This is a genomic window from Micromonospora echinaurantiaca, from assembly GCF_900090235.1.
Lineage (GTDB): Bacteria > Actinomycetota > Actinomycetes > Mycobacteriales > Micromonosporaceae > Micromonospora > Micromonospora echinaurantiaca.
The window spans coordinates 860,684-876,492 of the sequence record NZ_LT607750.1 but is presented as its reverse complement, the minus strand read 5'-3'; the positions used below and the strand labels follow the sequence as shown (position 1 = coordinate 876,492).

Genomic DNA, 15,809 nt, shown 5'->3' with positions numbered 1-15,809 from the left:
GATCCGCCCGCTGATCAACGGCTGCCGCACATTAGTCGAGCCGAGATCGCAGATAGTTCCAAATACTGTTCCACCAGCTGCAACCGAGCGACGTTCCGCGGAGTCTCTGAGGTAGGCCCCGGCCTGTGGCCACGGTCACCTCCGTCCACCAACCACGCACGTGACCTGCAGCGAAGCCATCCATCGAACGGGGCGAGGAGGCGGCGATGGTCCGAAGGATGAGGCGACTGGTCGCGGTACTGGTGGGTGGGCTGGCGGCGACGCTGGTCGCGGTGGCCACCGCGGGGCCGGCGACGGCCGCCCCGAAGCCCCCGCCCGCCGGGGTGGACATCACCGGGGACGGGCTGGCGGAGCCGCTGCGGCTGCGCGCCGAATCCCACCCGCAGCACGTCGTCGCCGTCATCGACCAGGTCAACTTCCTGCCCGGCATCGGGCAGAAGACCGGCCCGAAGGCGGCCGACCTCGGTCCGAAGTACACGATCGTGGTGCTCGCCGGCGACACGCCGAAGCAGACCTTCGACCTCTACCCCAAGGCCAAGGGCGGGCCGCGGGTGTTCCGGCCGGCCAAGCAGCCGGACAACCGCAAGACCAGCGCGGGTTGGTTCCTCGGCCGGCTGTCCATGTCCGAGACGCTGCGCACCGCCGGAGTGCCGCTGGAGCGGGAGTTCGACACGGTCAGTGGCGGCGTCGGCGGCGGTGAGCGGGTGATCCCCGAGGACGCCCTCGACCCGGCCCGGGACATCGACGAGGCGCTCGGCGAGATGCAGCGCCTGCTGCTGCTCAACGGCGCGGTGGTGCTGGTGATCACCCTCGGCCTGGCCGGGATCGCGCTGCTGATCCGTCGCCGCACCAGCTGACCGGCGGCGCGGGCGCCGGCCCCGGCAGCCGCGACCGCGCCGGGTCAGAGTTCCAGCACCACCTTGCCCCGGACGTGCCCGGCCTCCACCAGCCGGTGCGCGGCCGCGGCCTCGGCCAGCGGGAACGTACGTGCCACGTGGACGGCGAGCCGGCCGGCGTCGACCAGCCCGGCGAGCAGGCTCAGATCCGCCGTCGACGGCTTGACGAACAGGTAGCTGCCGCCCAGCCGGGTGACGTGCTCCGGGTCGGCCGTGGAGACCAGCCGGGCCGGCCGCTCCAGCAGCTGGGCCGAGACATCCAGCGCGGCGCCGCCGAACAGGTCGAGCGCCACGTCCACCCCGTCCGGCGCCACCGCCCGGACCCGGTCGAGCAGGCCGTCGCCGTAGCTGACCGGCTCCGCGCCCAGCGACCGGACGAAGTCGTGGTTGTCCGGGCTCGCCGTGCCGATCACCTGCTGCGCACCGAGGGCCCGGGCGAGCTGCACGGCCAGGTGGCCGACCCCGCCGGCCGCGCCGTGCACCAGCACGGTGTCCCCGCTACCGGTGCGGACCGACCGGAGGGCCTGGTAGGCGGTGAGCCCGGCCAGCGGCAGCCCGCCCGCCTCGGCCCAGGACGCCTGCACCGGCTTGTCGGCCAGCGTCCGCTCCGGGGCGGGCACGAGTTGGGCGTACGTGCCGTGTTGGATGTCGTCGCGCCGGACGTACCCGATGACCTCGTCGCCCACCGCGAACCCGGTCACCGCGGGGCCCACCGCGGCCACCACGCCGGCCGCGTCCCACCCCGGCACCAGCGGGAAGTGGCTGGGAAAGGCCGCGGCCAGGTGACCCTCGCGCACCTTCCAGTCGACCGGGTTCACCCCGGCGACACGCACCCGCACCAGGACCGTGTCCGGGCCGACCGGCGGCTCCGGAAGCTCACGCACGGCGAGCAGGTCGGCCGGCCCGTACGCGTCGATGGCGATCGCCTCCACGACCACCACGCTAACCGGCGGGGCGCGCCCGCGTGGTCAGCACCAACGGTGTGGGGGCCGCTCCCGGCGGGTCGCGCGCCGCGGCGGGCGGACCGGACCGTGCCGGTGCGCGCCCGCCCAGCCGGGCAGGTCGCTGCGGCAGCCGCCGGTGCCGACCGGCTCCACCTCCGGCACGACCGGCTCGACGGCCCGCTGCCGGGGCACCGGCGGATCCTCGTCCCGCTCGGGCTGGCGGCCCGGCTCGCCCGGCCCGACCGGCGGCCCGCCGACCAGCCGGCGGTGGTGCTTGGTGACCGGCTGCTGCTCGTGGTGACCCGACCGGCAGGGCTCACCCTGGGCGCAGCCGTGGTCGGCCTCCCCGTGCGCCATCCCGGTCTCCTCACGCTCGCCGTCGCCCGCCGGTGCTGGCCCCGACGTGCCCTGTCACCGTACTGGCCGGGACCGACGAGCCGTGCAGCGCATACCCGGGTCAGCGGCGGGCCCGGCGGGGGAAGATCGTCTCCCCGAGCGGGAAGGCGACCAGCCAGATCACGATGGCGATGGTGAGCTTGCCGATCCAGTTCGCCAGCTCCCGGGTCCGCTCCGCGTCGTCGACCCAGAGGATCGCGGCGCCGAGCAGCCCGCAGGGCGATCGCCCAGCCGACCAGGCTTTTTCCACTCCCGCCACTCGTAACGGGTCCGGGCCCAGCCGGCGCGCGGCGGCTTCACCGGCGGCGGGCCGCCGGCGAACCGGTGCGCGAACCGCTGGTCGGCCCAGCGGACCATCGAGTGGCCGAAGGCCACCGAGAAGCCGAGATAGGCGGCGGCCAGCCCGGGGCCGCCGGCTTCCTGCTCAAGGACACCGACGCCGAAGGGCTGGTGGCGGCCGTGCGGACGGTCGCCCGGGGCGAGGGGTTCATCGCTCCCGCGGTGACCCGGCGACTGATCACGGCGTTCGCGGCGACCGCCCCGGCCGCCTCCGCCGCCACCCGGGCGGCGGTGGCGGCGCTGACCCCGCGGGAGCGCGACGTGCTGGCGTGCCTCGGGCTCGGCCTGTCCAACCAGCAGATCGCCGACCGGCTGTCGATGGCGGAGAGCACCACCAAGACCCACGTCAGCCGGATCCTCGCGAAGCTCGACCTGCGCAGCCGGGTGCAGGCCGCCATCCTGGCCCAGGAGCTGGGCCTGCCCGCTCCCCCGTCGGCCTGACCGCCGGGGCGGCGTGAAGCGCCTGGTCAGGACATGTCAGGCTGGAGCGGTGAACGAGCCGGGCGGTAGCGAGCTGTCGGCCACGCTGCGCCGGATCGAACGCGCGGCGGGGGCGCTGGCCACCGCCAGCGTCTCCCGGATGGACGAGACCCTGCCCTGGTTCCGCACCCTACCGGCCGACCAGCGCTCCTGGGTCATGCTGGTGGCCCAGGCCGGCGCCCGCTCGCTGGTGCAGTGGCTGCGCGACGGTGGCGGCACCGCCGACAGCACCCAGGAGGTCTCCGACGAGGTCTTCGCCGCCGCACCGCAGGCGCTGGCCCGGTCGATCAGCCTCCAGCAGACCGTCGCGCTGATCAAGGTGACCATCGACGTGGTCGAGGAGCAGGTCTCCCACCTGGCCGCGGAGGGCGAGGAGCAGCAGTTGCGCGAGGCCGTGCTGCGCTTCTCCCGGGAGATCGCCTTCGCCGCCGCCCGGGTCTACGCCCGCGCCGCCGAGTCCCGCGGCGCGTGGGACGCCCGGTTGCAGGCCCTGCTGGTGGACGCGCTGCTGCGCGGCGACTCGCCGGACGTGCTGGCCAGCCGGGCCGCCGCGCTGGGCTGGTCGGACGCGCCGCCGGTGGCGGTCGCGGTCGGCCGCTCCCCCGGCGGCGAGGTCTCCGCCGTCCTGCACACCGTCTACCGGCAGGCCCGGCGGATCGGCGTCGAGGTGATCGGTGGCGTGCACGGCGACCGGCTGGTGATCGTGCTCGGTGGCGCCGCCGACCCGGTGGCCGCCACCGGGAAGCTGCTCAGCGCCTTCGGGGACGGGCCGGTGGTGGTCGGCCCGGCGGTGCCGAGCCTGGACGAGGCCACCGAGTCGGCCCGGGCGGCGCTGGCCGGTTTCCGCGCCGCGCCGGCCTGGCCGACCGCGCCCCGGCCGGTGCCGGCCGGCGACCTGCTGCCGGAGCGGGCGCTGGCCGGGGACGCGGAGGCGCGCCGCCGGCTGCGGCACGACGTGTACGCGACGCTGGTGCGCGCCGGGGGTGAGCTGCTGGAGACGCTGGACGCCTTCTTCGCCGCTGGCGGGACGTTGGAGAGCGCGGCGCGCGCCCTCTTCGTGCACCCGAACACGGTCCGCTACCGGTTGCGGCGGATCGCCGAGGTCACCGGCTTCTCCCCGCTCGCGCCGCGGGACGCGTTCGCGCTCCGGGTGGCGCTGACGGTGGGCCGGCTCGACCCAGTGGTCCCGGTGGTCCCGAGCCAGACAATGGCCCCAGGGGTCAGTAAAACCTCACAGACGGGTGATGACCACCGCCGATTTTTGTAGGATCCCTCCAAAGGTCCTAGTGTGGTTTGGTGGCGGTCGGCACAGCGCTACCGACGCGTATCCGGGAGAGTCTGTAGACGTGCTCGCCGTACTCTCTCCCGGCCAGGGTTCCCAGAAACCCGGCTTCCTGACCCCCTGGCTCGACCTGCCCGGCGCCGAGGCGCGGCTGCGCTGGTGGTCGGCGCTGGCCGGGGTCGACCTGGTGCACCTCGGCACCGCCGCCGACGCCGACGAGATCAAGGACACCGCCCGCACCCAGCCGCTGCTGGTCGCGGCGGCGCTGCTGGCCGGCGAGCACCTGCCGATGTACGACGTCGCGCTGACCGCCGGGCACAGCGTCGGCGAACTGGGCGCGGCGGCGCTGGCCGGGGTGCTGCCGGCCGAGGCGGCGATCACGCTGGCCGGGGTGCGGGGGCGCGAGATGGCCGCCGCCTGCGCGTTGGAGCCCACCGGGATGGCGGCCGTGCTCGGCGGCGACCCGGACGAGGTGCTCGCCGCGATCGAGGCGCACGGGCTGCACGCCGCCAACCGCAACGGCGCCGGCCAGATCGTCGCCGCCGGCGCGGTGGAGAACCTGGACAAGTTCGCCGCCGAGCCGCCGGCCCGGACCCGGGTCATCCGGCTCCAGGTGGCCGGGGCGTTCCACACCCCGTACATGGCGCCGGCCGAGTCGGCGCTGGCCGCGGTGGCCGCCGGGATCACCCCGGCCGACCCGAGCCGGATCCTGCTGTCCAACCTCGACGGCACCGCGGTCAACCACGGTCGGGAGTTGGTGCAGCGGCTGGTCCGGCAGGTCACCGCGCCGGTCCGCTGGGACCTGTGCATGCGGACGCTGGCCGACCTCGGGGTGACCGGGGTGATCGAGCTGCCCCCGGCCGGCACGCTGGCTGGCCTGGTCAAGCGGGAGCTCAAGGGCGTTGGCGCGCCGGAGATCGTCACCGTGAACACCCCGGACGACCTGCCCGCCGCCCGCGACCTGATCGCCCGCCACGGGATGGCGCCGAGCCACGAACCGACCATCGCGTTCCGGGTGGTGGTGGCCCCCGCCGCCGGCACCTTCGCGCCCGCCCAGGGCCTCGCCGAGGGCGCATCGGTCCGGGCCGGCCAGCCCATCGGCCAGGTGGCCACCCGGCAGGGGCCGGTCGAGGTCACCGCCCACGACAGCGGCGTGCTCACCGAGTGGCTCGCCCACCACGACGACCCGGTCGCCCCGGGCCAACCGCTCGCCCGCATCGGAGGACAGCACTGATGGCTGCCGGAAGCCGCATCGTCGCCCTCGGCCACTACCAGCCCTCCCGGGTGGTGACCAACGACGAGATCGCCCAGCTCGTGGAGACCAGCGACGAGTGGATCCGGGACCGGGTCGGCATCGTCACCCGGCGGATCGCCGACGGCGAGACGGTGGCCGACATGGCCGCGGCCGCGGCCGGCAAGGCGCTGGCCAACTCGGGGCTGACCGCCGCCGACATCGACCTGGTCGTGGTGGCGACCTGCACGTCGGTGGACCGCAGCCCGAACGTGGCCTGCCGGGTCGCCGCGAAGCTCGGCATCACCGCGCCCGGGGCGTACGACATCAACACCGCGTGCTCCGGGTTCGCGTACGCGCTGGGCACCGTCGACCACGCCATCCGGGCCGGTGCCTCGCGCAACGCCATCGTCATCGGCGCCGAGAAGCTCTCCGACTTCACCGACTGGACGGACCGCTCCACCTGCATCATCTTCGCCGACGGCGCGGGCGCCGCGGTGGTCACCGCCAGCGCCGACGGCGAGCCCGCCGGGGTCGGCCCGGTGGTCTGGGGCTCGGTGCCGGAGAAGAGCGACGCGGTGCGCATCGAGGGCTGGCGGCCGTACATCCAGCAGGAGGGGCAGGCGGTGTTCCGCTGGGCCACCACCGAGCTGGCGCCGCTGGCCCGGCAGGCCTGCGAGCGCGCCGGGGTGGACCCGGCCGAGCTGGCCGCGTTCGTGCCGCACCAGGCCAACGCCCGGATCATCGACGGCATCGCGAAGCGGCTGAACATCCCCGACGCGATCATCGCGAAGGACATCGTCGAGTCCGGCAACACCTCGGCGGCGAGCGTGCCGCTGGCCCTGTCCAAGCTGGTCGAACGGCGCGAGGTGCCCTCCGGCGCCCCGGTGCTGCTGTTCGGCTTCGGCGGCGGCCTGACCTACGCCGGTCAGGTCGTCCGCTGCCCCTGAAGACCCCTCCGGTGCGCCAGCGCCGGAGAGACGGCCGGCGCCGCCGCCGTCGAGTGAAACCCCCGATGAGAGGAACCAGACCGCAATGACCCGTGACGAGATCACCGCCGGCCTCGCCGAGATCCTCGAAGAGGTTGCCGGGGTGAACCCGGACGACGTGGCCGAGGGGAAGTCCTTCACCGACGACCTGGACGTCGACTCGCTCTCCATGGTGGAGGTCGTGGTGGCGGCCGAGGAGAAGTTCGGCGTCAAGATCCCGGACAACGAGGTGCAGAACCTGAAGACCGTCGGGGACGCCGTCAGCTACATCGAGGCGCAGTCCTGATCATGAATCGCCCCGACGTCGTCGTCACCGGGCTCGGCGCGACGACCCCGCTCGGCGGGGACGTCGCGTCGACCTGGGACGCCATGGTCGCCGGCCGCTCCGGGGTGGGTCCGCTCACCCAGGAGTGGGCGGCGGAACTGCCGGTCCGGATCGCCGCACAGCTGGCGGTGGAGCCGTCCGAGGTGCTGGAGCGGGTCAAGCTGCGCCGGCTGGACCGGTCCGAGGCGATCGCCATCATCGCGGCGAAGCAGGCCTGGGCGGACGCCGGCCTGGCCGACTCCGGGCTGGACCCGGAGCGGCTGGCGGTCAGCGTCGGCTCCGGCATCGGCGGCGCCACCACCCTGCTCGCCCAGGACGACATCCTCGAGTCGTCCGGGCCGCGCCGGGTCTCCCCGCACACCGTGCCGATGCTGATGCCGAACGGCCCGGCCGCCTGGGTCGGGCTGGAACTCGGCGCCAAGGCCGGCGTGCACTCGGTGGCCAGCGCCTGCGCGACCGGTGCGGAGGCGATCGCGCTGGGCCTGGACATCATCCGCGCCGGCCGCGCCGACGTGGTGGTGGCCGGCGGCACCGAGGCGGTCATCCACCCGCTGCCGATCGCCGGGTTCGCCTCGATGCGGGCCATGTCGACCCGCAACGACGAGCCGGAGCGGGCCTCCCGTCCGTGGGACAAGGGCCGGGACGGCTTCGTGCTCGGCGAGGGCGCGGGGGTGGTCGTCCTGGAGCGCGCCGACCACGCCGCCGCCCGGGGGGCCCGGGTGTACGCCCGCCTCGCCGGCGCCGGCATCACCTCCGACGCGTACGACATCGTGCAGCCGCACGCCGAGGGCGAGGGCGCTATCCGGGCGATCGCGAAGGCCATCGCCGACGCGGACGTGGCCAAGCGCGACATCGTGCACGTCAACGCGCACGCCACCTCGACACCGGTCGGCGACATGCTGGAGATCGGCGCGCTGCACCAGGCGCTCGGTGACCACCCGGTGCTGGCGGCGACCAAGTCGATGACCGGTCACCTGCTCGGCGCGGCCGGGGCGCTGGAGTCGATCGCCACCATCCTGGCCATCCGCGACGGTGTCGTTCCTCCGACCATCAACCTCGAGGACCCGGACGACGGCCTCACCATGGAGGTGGCCGCCCACAAGGCGCGCCACATGGAGATCCCCGCCGCGTTGAACAACGCGTTCGGTTTCGGGGGCCACAACGTGGCTCTCGTCTTCGCGCGGGCCTGACCCCACCTCCCGGGAGGCTGATGTGACCAGCACCGCCGTCGGCGCCGACACCTCGACAGTGGACCACCGCGACCCAGAGGTGCGGCTGCGGGCGCTCTTCGACGCCGGCACGCTGCGCCTGCTGGCACCCCGGGACACCTCCGGGGTGCTCTGGGCGCGGGGCGAGATCGAGGGCACGCCGGCCGTCGCGTACGCCACCGACGCCACGCGGATGGGTGGCGCGATGGGCGCCGACGGGTGCCGGCACATCGTCGACGCGATCGACACCGCGGTGCGGGAGCGGGTCCCGGTGCTCGGCCTCTGGCACTCCGGCGGGGCCCGGCTCGCCGAGGGCGTGGTCGCGCTGGACGCGGTCGGTCAGGTCTTCGCCGCCATGGTCCGGGCGTCGGGCCGGGTGCCACAGATTTCCGTGGTGCTCGGTCCGGCGGCCGGCGGCGCCGCGTACGGGCCGGCGCTCACCGACATCGTGGTGATGAGCGGCGCGGGCCGGATCTTCGTCACCGGTCCCGAGGTGGTCCGCAGCGTCACCGGCGAGCAGGTCGACATGGAGCGCCTCGGCGGCCCCGAGCCGCACGGCCGGCGCTCCGGCGTGGTGCACGTGACGTGTCCGGACGACGGGACCGCGTTGGCCGAGTCGCGCCGGCTCGCCGCGCTGCTGGGCCGCCAGGGCCGGCTCTGCCCGGACGACGTGCCGGCCGACGCCCGGGAGGGCCACGACCTGGCCGCGAAGATGCCGGCCGAGGCCAACCGGGCGTACGACGTCAAGCCGGTGGTCAAGGCGCTGCTCGACGCCCCCGGCGTGGAACTGCACGCCAAGTGGGCGCCGAACATCGTCACCACGCTCGGCCGGTTCGCCGGCCGGACGGTCGGCGTGATCGCCAACAACCCGCTGCGCCTCGGCGGCTGTCTGGACGCCTCCAGCGCCGAGAAGGCGGCCCGGTTCGTGCGGATGTGCGACTCGCTCGGGGTGCCGCTGATCGTGCTGGTCGACGTCCCCGGTTACCTGCCCGGCCTGGGCCAGGAGTGGGACGGCGTGGTCCGGCGCGGCGCGAAGCTGCTGCACGCCTTCGCCGAGGCGGTGGTGCCGCGGGTGACCCTGGTGACCCGCAAGGCGTACGGCGGGGCGTACATCGCGATGAACTCCCGCTCGCTCGGCGCGACCGCGGTCTTCGCCTGGCCGAACGCGGAGGTCGCGGTGATGGGTGCCAGCGCGGCCGTGAACATCCTGCACCGCAAGAGGCTGGCCGCCGCCCCCGCGGACGAGCGGGAGGCGCTGCGCGCCCAGCTGATCGAGGAGCAGGTCCGGGTGGCCGGCGGGGTCAACCGGGCGCTGGAGATCGGCGTGGTGGACGACGTGATCAAGCCGGCGGAGACCCGACGCCGGATCGCCGAGGCGCTGGTCGCGGCGCCGGCCGCCCGGGGCGCGCACGGCAACATCCCGCTCTAGCGGCAGCCCGACCAGCACCGGCGGCACCACGCACGGCCCGGTCGACCACCTGCTCCGGAGGCCGCACCTACCGTCGCGGAGCCCGCGCTCGCGCGCCCTTCAGCCCTGGTTGCGCGGGTGACGCTTCGCGGTGCGCTCGTTGCCCCGGCGGTAGTTGCCGGTCCACCGCGCCATCACCAGCTGCGGGTCGTCCTCCACCTCGGCGAGGAACTGCGCGGCCCGACCGCCCCGCAGGGTGCCGGCCACCCGCCCGTGATGGGTGATCACCACCGTGCCGTCGGTCCGCTGCACGTACTGAAAACCCTGCGCCGTTCCCATGCCGGCGAGGCTGCCAGCCGCGGCCCACCACCGCGAGTGGTTTTCCGGGTTGACTCTCCAGTGGCTGGAGACAGGAGGCTGACCGACGTGGACGACCGCACCGAACTGTTCACCATCGGGCAGCTCGCCCGCCGGACCGGCCTGTCGGTCCGGACCATCCGCTTCTGGTCCGACCTCGACCTGCTGCCGCCGACCCGCCGTTCGCCCGGCGGCTACCGGCTCTACGACGCGGCCGCCGTGGCCCGCCTGGAGCTGCTGCGCACCCTGCGTGAGCTGGGCATCGGCCTGGACGACGCGCGCCGGATCGTGGACCGGCAGAGCACCGTCCGGGACGTGGCGCAGGCGCACGCCCGGGCGCTGGACGCGGAGATCCGGACGTTGCGGCTGCGCCGGGCGGTGCTGCGGTCGGTCACCCGACGTGGCAGTACGACCGAGGAGTTGAGACTCGTGAACGACCTTGCCCGGCTCTCCGCGCGGGAGCGGCAGCAGATCATCGACGACTTCGTGGCCGAGGTGTTCGCCGGCGTCAACGGCCCGGCCGCCGGGCTGGCGCAGGCCATGCGGGCGCTCCCCGCCGACCTGCCGGACGAGCCCAGCGACGAGGAGGTGGACGCCTGGCTGGAGCTGGCCGAGCTGGTGGCCGACCCGGACTTCCGCCGCCGGGTACGCCAGATGGCGGTGGCCGGGACGGGCGACGCGACGCCGCCCCCGCCGGAGCCGATGACGAGGCTGGAGCTGGCGCGCGCCGCGCTGGCCGCCGGCACGGATCCGGCCTCGCCCGAGGGGCGGGCGGTGCTGGACCAGATGGTGGACCCGACGCTCAGCCCGGAGCAGCGCCGGGCGCTGGCCGACTCGATCGCCGCCTTCACCGACCGGCGGGTGGAGCGGTACTGGCAGCTGATCGGCGTGCTCAACCGCCGGCCGCCGTTCGAGCCGGCGGTGCCGGCCGTGGAGTGGCTGGTCGCCGCCCTCCGCGCGGCCGGCTGAGCCGACGCCGTACCAGGTCAGGCGGCGCAGGTGGTGGCGGGCAGGCCGGGCACCTTGACCGGGGAGCGGCCGGACGGCTGCGCCTTGCCGGCCAGCACTCCGGCGAGCGCGGTCATCGACGCCCGGCTGGACGAGTAGGTCGCCAGCAGCGTCGGCGACTTCGCGCTCCCCAGCACGTACGGGGTGTCCATGGCCACCGTGACGGCGGCGTCGGCGCGCAGGTCGCCGGCGCCGTCGCCGTAACCGACCAGGTGCACCACCGTCCCGCCGTTGGGCACCACCTTCACGCCGGCCGAGGTCAGCGCCTCGGTCAGCGCCGCCCGGGTGTGGTCCCGACCGCCGGAGGAGGTCACCGTCACCGGGCCCCGGACGCCGCCGCCGCAGGTGCCGCGCAGCACCGTCACCGCCGCCGCGGCCAGCCGTTGCGCCGCCTCCCGGTGGGTCGGGGCGGCCAGCGTGGACAGCTCGGGGGCCGGCCGGTCGGCCAGCTTGAACTTCATGGTCAGCACCCGGGTGGCCGCGTCGACCAGGCGGGTCCGGGGCAGCGAGCCGTCGCGGAGCGCGGCGAGCAGGCCGCCGTACGCCTGGCCGACGTGCGGCGGCATCAGGATCAGGTCGTTGCCGGCCTTGAGCGCCCGCACCGCTGCCTCCCCCGGCGACCAGCGCTTGGCCGGCGCCATGTTCATTCCGTCGGTGATCACCACGCCCTGGAAACCGAGCTGGCCGCGGAGCACCTCGGTGAGCAGCTTGTGCGAGAAGGTGGCCGGGGTGCCCGGGTCGACCGACCGTACGTCGAGGTGGGCGGACATCACCGCCATCGCGCCGGCGTCGATGCCGGCGGTGAACGGCGGCCACGCCCCGGCGGCGAGCGCCGATCGGGACTGGTTGAGGACCGGCAGGTCCTTGTGCGAGTCGGCGGCGCTGTGGCCGTGCCCCGGGAAGTGCTTGACGGTGGCCGCCACGCCCGCGCCCTGCAGGCCGCGCACCGCGCCGCCGACCTGCGCCGCGGCCCGCTGCGGATCGGCACCGAAGGACCGGGAGCCGATCACCGTGCTGCGGGTGGCGAGCACGTCGGCGACCGGGGCGAAGTCCAGGTTGACGCCCATCGCGGCGAGTTCGGTGCCGGCGGCCTTCCAGGCGGCCTCGGTCAGCGCCGGGTCGCCGGCCGCGCCGGCGGCCAGCGCGCTGGGCAGCAGGGTGACCCCGTCGGTGATCCGGGTGACCACGCCGTGCTCCTGGTCGGTGCCGATCAGGAACGGGGCCGCCCCGGTGGGCAGCTTGCCGGCGGCGGCGCGCAGCCCGGTGGTCAGCTCGCGGACCTGCTTCGGGTTGTCGACGTTGGTGGTCTCCTGGTTGCCGCTGGTCGGGTCGTCGGCGCTGAAGCCGACCAGGATCAGCCCGCCGAGCCGGTACTTCGTGACCATCTCGGCCGGGGTGTCCACTCCGGCGAGGGCCCGGTTGCCGGCCGCCGAGCCGGGCGAGACCTTGGTCGCCGCGTCCCCGTACGCGTAGGGCATCAGCACCTGCCCGACCAGGTCCTCGTCGGCGAGCGTGCCGACCAGGGCGGCGGCCCGGGCGGCGGGGTCGCCGGCGGGAGTGGCGCTCGGGGTCGCCGCCGGGGCGGAGCCGCTCGCCGGCGGGGCGGGACGCGGACGGTCCGGCTTGTCCGCGCAGCCGGACAGGAGCAGTGCGGTCAGTGCGGCGAGCGCGACGCCGGCACGTCGCGGAGATATCGACACGCGAGCCATCCCACCAGTTCGACGCTTATCGGGGCAACCCGACCTTACGCGCGCCGATCCGCCGGGTGCCGCCGCGCCGGGGCGCGGACCCCCGGCGCACGCGGCGGTCAGCCGACCCGGGTGAGCAGGGTCACCGGTGCGCCGTCCCCGGCGTAGCGGTAGGGCTCCAGTTCGGCGTCCCAGGCGGTGCCGAGGGCCTTGTCCAGCGCGTGCGCCAGCGCCTCCGGCGCCCGGGCGCCGGCCATGATGCTGCGTAGCCGGTCCTCGCCGAGCTGGATGTCACCGGCCGCCCCGACCGTGGCGCGGAACAGCCCGCGGCCCGGTACGTACATGAAGCGCTCGCCGTCGGCGCCGGGACTCGGCTCCTCGGTGACCTCGAAACGGATCATGGGCCACTGCCGGAGGGCAGCAGCCAGTTCGGCGCCCGTCCCCGGACGACCGGTCCACCCGCACTCGGCCCGGCGGGCGCCGGGATCGACGGGCTGAGCCGTCCACTGCAGGTCGACCGGCGCGGCAAGGACGCGCGCGATCGCCCACTCGACGTGTGAGCACACGGCGAGCGGGGTCGAGTGGACGTATACGACGCCACGCGTTGGCACGGTGACCTCCCGGAGAGCGAGGTGCGTCTTCCCCTACGACCTCACACCCGAGTGGCTACTGGAACACATGATGACTGGTGTGACGGATGGTGCGCCACCGAATCGGAAAATTCGCCGGCCGGAATAGCCGGACGGGTGAGCTCGGTTGAGCCTCTCGAACGCGATGACCAGCCAGGGATCGTGGTCGTGTAAAGTTCCATCGGCGGCCTGTGCCGCGCACATCTTCCGCGGGCCGACGCCCCTTCCGGGCATCACCCGCACAGCCCCCGGACGTTCCGTCCTCCCGTACGTCTTGCAAGGAGTACCTCCGTGGCGAGCAACACCTCTAAGACCGCGCGCGCGTCCGTCCGGGCCGGCCAGGCTGGCCAGGGTGGCGCCCTCAGCGTGCTGGGCGAGTTCAAGTACGTCATCCCGCTCAACGGCGGCAAGCACGCCTACGTGCGGAACCTGACCAACGGCAAGACCGCGCACCTGCGCACCGACTCCGAGGCCTTCATCGAGGAGATCCGGGTGCTGGCCGCGGCCGGTCACGCCGCCAAGATCCGGGCCGAGCTCAACACCCTCAACGCCGCCCACCCGGGCGACGGCTGGGACGCCACCGAGAAGCGTCTCGTCGAGGCCGGCGTCTTCGAGGCCTGAGCCTCCCCGAGCACCATCCGGAAACGCCCGTCGGGACCCCCCGACGGGCGTTTTCGCATCTCCCCTGCCGACACCACCCCGTTGATCATGAGGTTGGCGGCGATCCCGATCTCGGAAACCGCCGCCAACCTCATGATCAACCGGGTCAGGGGGCGGGGTTGAGGAGGGTTACCTGGGCGGTGGAGAGGTCGTAGAGGGCGCCGACCACGTCGACCCGGCCGGCCTTTACGGGAGCGGCCAGCAGGTCGTCGGCGCGCAGCGCGGCCACCGTGCGGAGCACGTGCCGGCGGATCGCCATCGGGTGCGCGCCCGGGTCGTCGACGCCCACCTCGTGCACCGCCGGGGCGATCTGGTCGACCAGGTGAGCCAGCGAGCCGGCCGGCCGCCGCCCGCCGCGCACCGCGTCCAGCGCCGAGGCGACCGCTCCGCACCGCTCGTGCCCGAGCACCATCACCAGCGGTACGCCCAGCTCGTCGACGACGTACTCGATCGAGCCCAGCACCGCACGGTCCAGCACGTGCCCGCCGGTGCGGATCACGCAGATCGAGCCGAACGTCTGGTCGAAGATCGCCTCCAGCGGCACCCGCGAGTCGATGCAGCCCAGCACCACCGCGTACGGCTGCTGGTCGCCGGAGGCGCTGGCCGCGGCGGCGGTCACGTCGTGCCCGTGGATCGGCTGGCCGCTGACGAACCGCCGGTTGCCGGCCAGCAGCTCGGCCAGCGCGGCACGCGGCGTCCCGCCGGCCGCACGACCGTCCCGACCGGCACCACCGACACCACCGGGACCACCGCCGGCACCACCGCCGGCACCACCGGGACCACCGCCGGCACCACCGGCACCACCGGCACCACCGGCACCACCGGCACCACCGGCACCGGTCGGGACTGCCCGTGGGGAGCGCATGTCCCCCAGCCTGCTCGGACCGGCCGCCCGAGGCCGCCCAGTCGTGAATCTTTCTCTGAGTGCGGTTGGCGTGGTGTCATGACGGGTAGCCGGTGTTACCACCGGGTATCCCCGGTGTTGCGGATCCGTGCGGCCCGGGGAGGTGGCGATGCCGGAGCAGCTCGACCTACGTCTGCCCGACGACGTACGCCTGCACGTGGAGTGCACCGGGCCGGCCGACGCCGACGTCACCGTGGTGCTGCTGCACGGCTGGACGCTGGACGGGCGCAGCTGGCACCGGCAGCTCGCCGCGCTGCGCGACGCCACCGCCGGGTCGGTGCGGGTGGTCACCTACGACGCCCGCGGGCACGGCCGGTCCAGCTGCATGGCGCTGCCGACGGCCACCCTGGCCCAGCTCGGCGACGACCTGGCAGCGGTGCTGGACGAGGCGGCCCCGACCGGCCGGGTCGTGCTGGTCGGGCACTCGATGGGCGGCATGACGGTGATGGAGTACGCCCACCGGCACCCCGAGCACTTCGCCGCCCGCATCGCCGGGCTGGTGTTCGTCGCCACCACCGCCGAGGGGCACACGCACACCGTCTACGGCCTGTCGCCCCGGATCGCCCGGTTGATCCGGTTGGCCGAGACCACCGGGGCCGGCGTACTGGCCCGCTGCGGGTCCTGGCGGCCGCCGCGGGCGTTGCTGCGCGCGTTGCGCCCCAGCATCCGCTGGATGCTGTTCGGTGACCGCTGCGACCCATCCGACATCCGGCTGGTCACCTCGGCGGTGGCCCGGGCCTCGCTGCGCTCGATCGGTGGCTTCCGCGCCTCCATCGGGGCGCAGCACCGGCTGGAGACCCTCGCCGCGCTCGGCCAGCTGCCGGCCGCCGCGCTGGTCGGCGACCGGGACCGGCTCACCCCGCCGCCGTGCGCCGAATCGATCGCCGGGGCACTGCCCGCCACCGAGCTGACCGTCTGTCCCGGCGCCGGGCACATGCTGATGATGGAACGGCCGGAGGAGGTCAACGCCGCCCTGCTCGGCGTGGTCCAGCAGGTCACGGCTCGGCCGGCGGCGCCGGCGGCGCCGGCCGGCTGAGCCCGGCCGGCGGGTCACCCGGTCCGGCC

17 protein-coding genes and 1 pseudogene are annotated in these 15,809 nt (G+C 74.8%); 11 read left to right on the top strand and 7 right to left on the bottom strand.

Annotation, left to right across the window (positions count from 1 at the left end; translation table 11 throughout):
- The first annotated feature begins 206 nt into the window (after positions 1–206).
- Complete coding sequence (locus GA0070609_RS04095; RefSeq protein WP_088992557.1) at positions 207–857, top strand: hypothetical protein; 651 nt, start codon at positions 207–209, stop codon at positions 855–857.
- Between the two features lie 44 nt (positions 858–901).
- Here the strand turns inward: GA0070609_RS04095 and GA0070609_RS04090 are convergent, their stop codons facing one another.
- From GA0070609_RS04090 to GA0070609_RS04080, 3 genes and pseudogenes are all read right to left on the bottom strand, one after another.
- Positions 902–1,828, bottom strand: coding sequence for an NADP-dependent oxidoreductase (locus GA0070609_RS04090; RefSeq protein ID WP_088997479.1), 927 nt, complete (start codon positions 1,826–1,828; stop codon positions 902–904).
- A 36-nt stretch (positions 1,829–1,864) separates the two neighbouring features.
- Positions 1,865–2,197, bottom strand: a complete 333-nt coding sequence (locus tag GA0070609_RS04085) for a hypothetical protein (protein ID WP_088992556.1) — start codon at positions 2,195–2,197, stop codon at positions 1,865–1,867.
- Between the two features lie 100 nt (positions 2,198–2,297).
- Positions 2,298–2,641: pseudogene (locus GA0070609_RS04080) on the bottom strand (hypothetical protein); the annotation flags it as partial.
- Here GA0070609_RS04080 and GA0070609_RS35000 point away from each other — a divergent pair.
- The 7 genes from GA0070609_RS35000 (at position 2,561) to GA0070609_RS04045 (ending at position 9,519) form a co-directional block, all read left to right on the top strand.
- On the top strand, positions 2,561–3,016 hold the full coding sequence (locus GA0070609_RS35000) for a response regulator transcription factor (protein WP_331716911.1): 456 nt from the start codon (positions 2,561–2,563) through the stop codon (positions 3,014–3,016). The pseudogene GA0070609_RS04080 and the gene GA0070609_RS35000 overlap by 81 nt on opposite strands.
- Positions 3,017–3,029: 13 nt before the next feature.
- Positions 3,030–4,322, top strand: a complete 1,293-nt coding sequence (locus GA0070609_RS04070; RefSeq protein ID WP_269459271.1) for a PucR family transcriptional regulator — start codon at positions 3,030–3,032, stop codon at positions 4,320–4,322.
- A 79-nt stretch (positions 4,323–4,401) separates the two neighbouring features.
- A complete protein-coding gene (locus GA0070609_RS04065; protein ID WP_088992554.1) occupies positions 4,402–5,571 on the top strand; it encodes an acyltransferase domain-containing protein in 1,170 nt (389 codons plus the stop codon).
- Positions 5,571–6,518 carry a beta-ketoacyl-ACP synthase III gene (locus GA0070609_RS04060; RefSeq protein ID WP_088992553.1) on the top strand — a complete coding sequence of 316 codons (948 nt, stop codon included), beginning with the start codon at positions 5,571–5,573 and terminating at the stop codon, positions 6,516–6,518. Before GA0070609_RS04065 ends, GA0070609_RS04060 begins: the two co-directional genes overlap by 1 nt.
- 85 nt (positions 6,519–6,603) lie before the next feature.
- Positions 6,604–6,843: an acyl carrier protein gene (locus tag GA0070609_RS04055; RefSeq protein WP_007072348.1), complete on the top strand. Its 240-nt coding sequence runs from the start codon at positions 6,604–6,606 to the stop codon at positions 6,841–6,843.
- Positions 6,844–6,845: 2 nt separating this feature from the next.
- Positions 6,846–8,072 (top strand): beta-ketoacyl-ACP synthase II, encoded by a 1,227-nt coding sequence (gene fabF / locus GA0070609_RS04050; protein ID WP_088992552.1) that lies wholly within the window; start codon positions 6,846–6,848, stop codon positions 8,070–8,072.
- A 22-nt stretch (positions 8,073–8,094) separates the two neighbouring features.
- Positions 8,095–9,519 carry an acyl-CoA carboxylase subunit beta gene (locus GA0070609_RS04045; RefSeq protein WP_088992551.1) on the top strand — a complete coding sequence of 475 codons (1,425 nt, stop codon included), beginning with the start codon at positions 8,095–8,097 and terminating at the stop codon, positions 9,517–9,519.
- A 99-nt stretch (positions 9,520–9,618) separates the two neighbouring features.
- Here the strand turns inward: GA0070609_RS04045 and GA0070609_RS04040 are convergent, their stop codons facing one another.
- Entirely contained in the window at positions 9,619–9,837 is a 219-nt protein-coding gene (locus GA0070609_RS04040) for a hypothetical protein (RefSeq protein ID WP_088992550.1), read from the bottom strand.
- An 87-nt stretch (positions 9,838–9,924) separates the two neighbouring features.
- Between GA0070609_RS04040 and GA0070609_RS04035 the strand changes: the two genes are divergently transcribed.
- Complete coding sequence (locus GA0070609_RS04035; RefSeq protein WP_088992549.1) at positions 9,925–10,824, top strand: helix-turn-helix domain-containing protein; 900 nt, start codon at positions 9,925–9,927, stop codon at positions 10,822–10,824.
- A gap of 17 nt (positions 10,825–10,841) precedes the next feature.
- Here GA0070609_RS04035 and GA0070609_RS04030 read toward each other — a convergent pair whose 3' ends face one another.
- A complete protein-coding gene (locus GA0070609_RS04030; RefSeq protein WP_088992548.1) occupies positions 10,842–12,572 on the bottom strand; it encodes a glycoside hydrolase family 3 protein in 1,731 nt (576 codons plus the stop codon).
- 98 nt (positions 12,573–12,670) lie between these two features.
- Positions 12,671–13,162, bottom strand: a complete 492-nt coding sequence (locus tag GA0070609_RS04025; protein WP_088992547.1) for a DUF3145 domain-containing protein — start codon at positions 13,160–13,162, stop codon at positions 12,671–12,673.
- A gap of 309 nt (positions 13,163–13,471) precedes the next feature.
- On the opposite strand from GA0070609_RS04025, the gene GA0070609_RS04020 reads away from it, so the two are divergent.
- The gene (locus GA0070609_RS04020) at positions 13,472–13,801 is read left to right on the top strand and encodes a hypothetical protein (protein WP_088992546.1); all 330 of its coding nucleotides are present in this window, start codon (positions 13,472–13,474) and stop codon (positions 13,799–13,801) included.
- A 145-nt stretch (positions 13,802–13,946) separates the two neighbouring features.
- Here GA0070609_RS04020 and GA0070609_RS04015 read toward each other — a convergent pair whose 3' ends face one another.
- On the bottom strand, positions 13,947–14,705 hold the full coding sequence (locus GA0070609_RS04015; RefSeq protein ID WP_088992545.1) for a carbonic anhydrase: 759 nt from the start codon (positions 14,703–14,705) through the stop codon (positions 13,947–13,949).
- A 148-nt stretch (positions 14,706–14,853) separates the two neighbouring features.
- On the opposite strand from GA0070609_RS04015, the gene GA0070609_RS04010 reads away from it, so the two are divergent.
- On the top strand, positions 14,854–15,780 hold the full coding sequence (locus GA0070609_RS04010) for an alpha/beta fold hydrolase (protein WP_088997478.1): 927 nt from the start codon (positions 14,854–14,856) through the stop codon (positions 15,778–15,780).
- Positions 15,781–15,809: the final 29 nt, after the last annotated feature.

Excerpts from the sequence above, each read along its gene's own strand:
- GA0070609_RS04085 (WP_088992556.1), bottom strand. The coding sequence starts at position 2,197 with ATGGCGCACGGGGAGGCCGACCACGGCTGCGCCCAGGGTGAGCCCTGC.
- GA0070609_RS04010 (WP_088997478.1), top strand. The coding sequence starts at position 14,854 with ATGCCGGAGCAGCTCGACCTACGTCTGCCCGACGACGTACGCCTGCAC.
- GA0070609_RS04060 (WP_088992553.1), top strand. The coding sequence starts at position 5,571 with ATGGCTGCCGGAAGCCGCATCGTCGCCCTCGGCCACTACCAGCCCTCC.
- GA0070609_RS04055 (WP_007072348.1), top strand. The coding sequence starts at position 6,604 with ATGACCCGTGACGAGATCACCGCCGGCCTCGCCGAGATCCTCGAAGAG.
- GA0070609_RS04095 (WP_088992557.1), top strand. The coding sequence starts at position 207 with ATGGTCCGAAGGATGAGGCGACTGGTCGCGGTACTGGTGGGTGGGCTG.
- GA0070609_RS04030 (WP_088992548.1), bottom strand. The coding sequence starts at position 12,572 with ATGGCTCGCGTGTCGATATCTCCGCGACGTGCCGGCGTCGCGCTCGCC.
- GA0070609_RS04015 (WP_088992545.1), bottom strand. The coding sequence starts at position 14,705 with ATGCGCTCCCCACGGGCAGTCCCGACCGGTGCCGGTGGTGCCGGTGGT.
- fabF (WP_088992552.1), top strand. The coding sequence starts at position 6,846 with ATGAATCGCCCCGACGTCGTCGTCACCGGGCTCGGCGCGACGACCCCG.
- GA0070609_RS04040 (WP_088992550.1), bottom strand. The coding sequence starts at position 9,837 with ATGGGAACGGCGCAGGGTTTTCAGTACGTGCAGCGGACCGACGGCACG.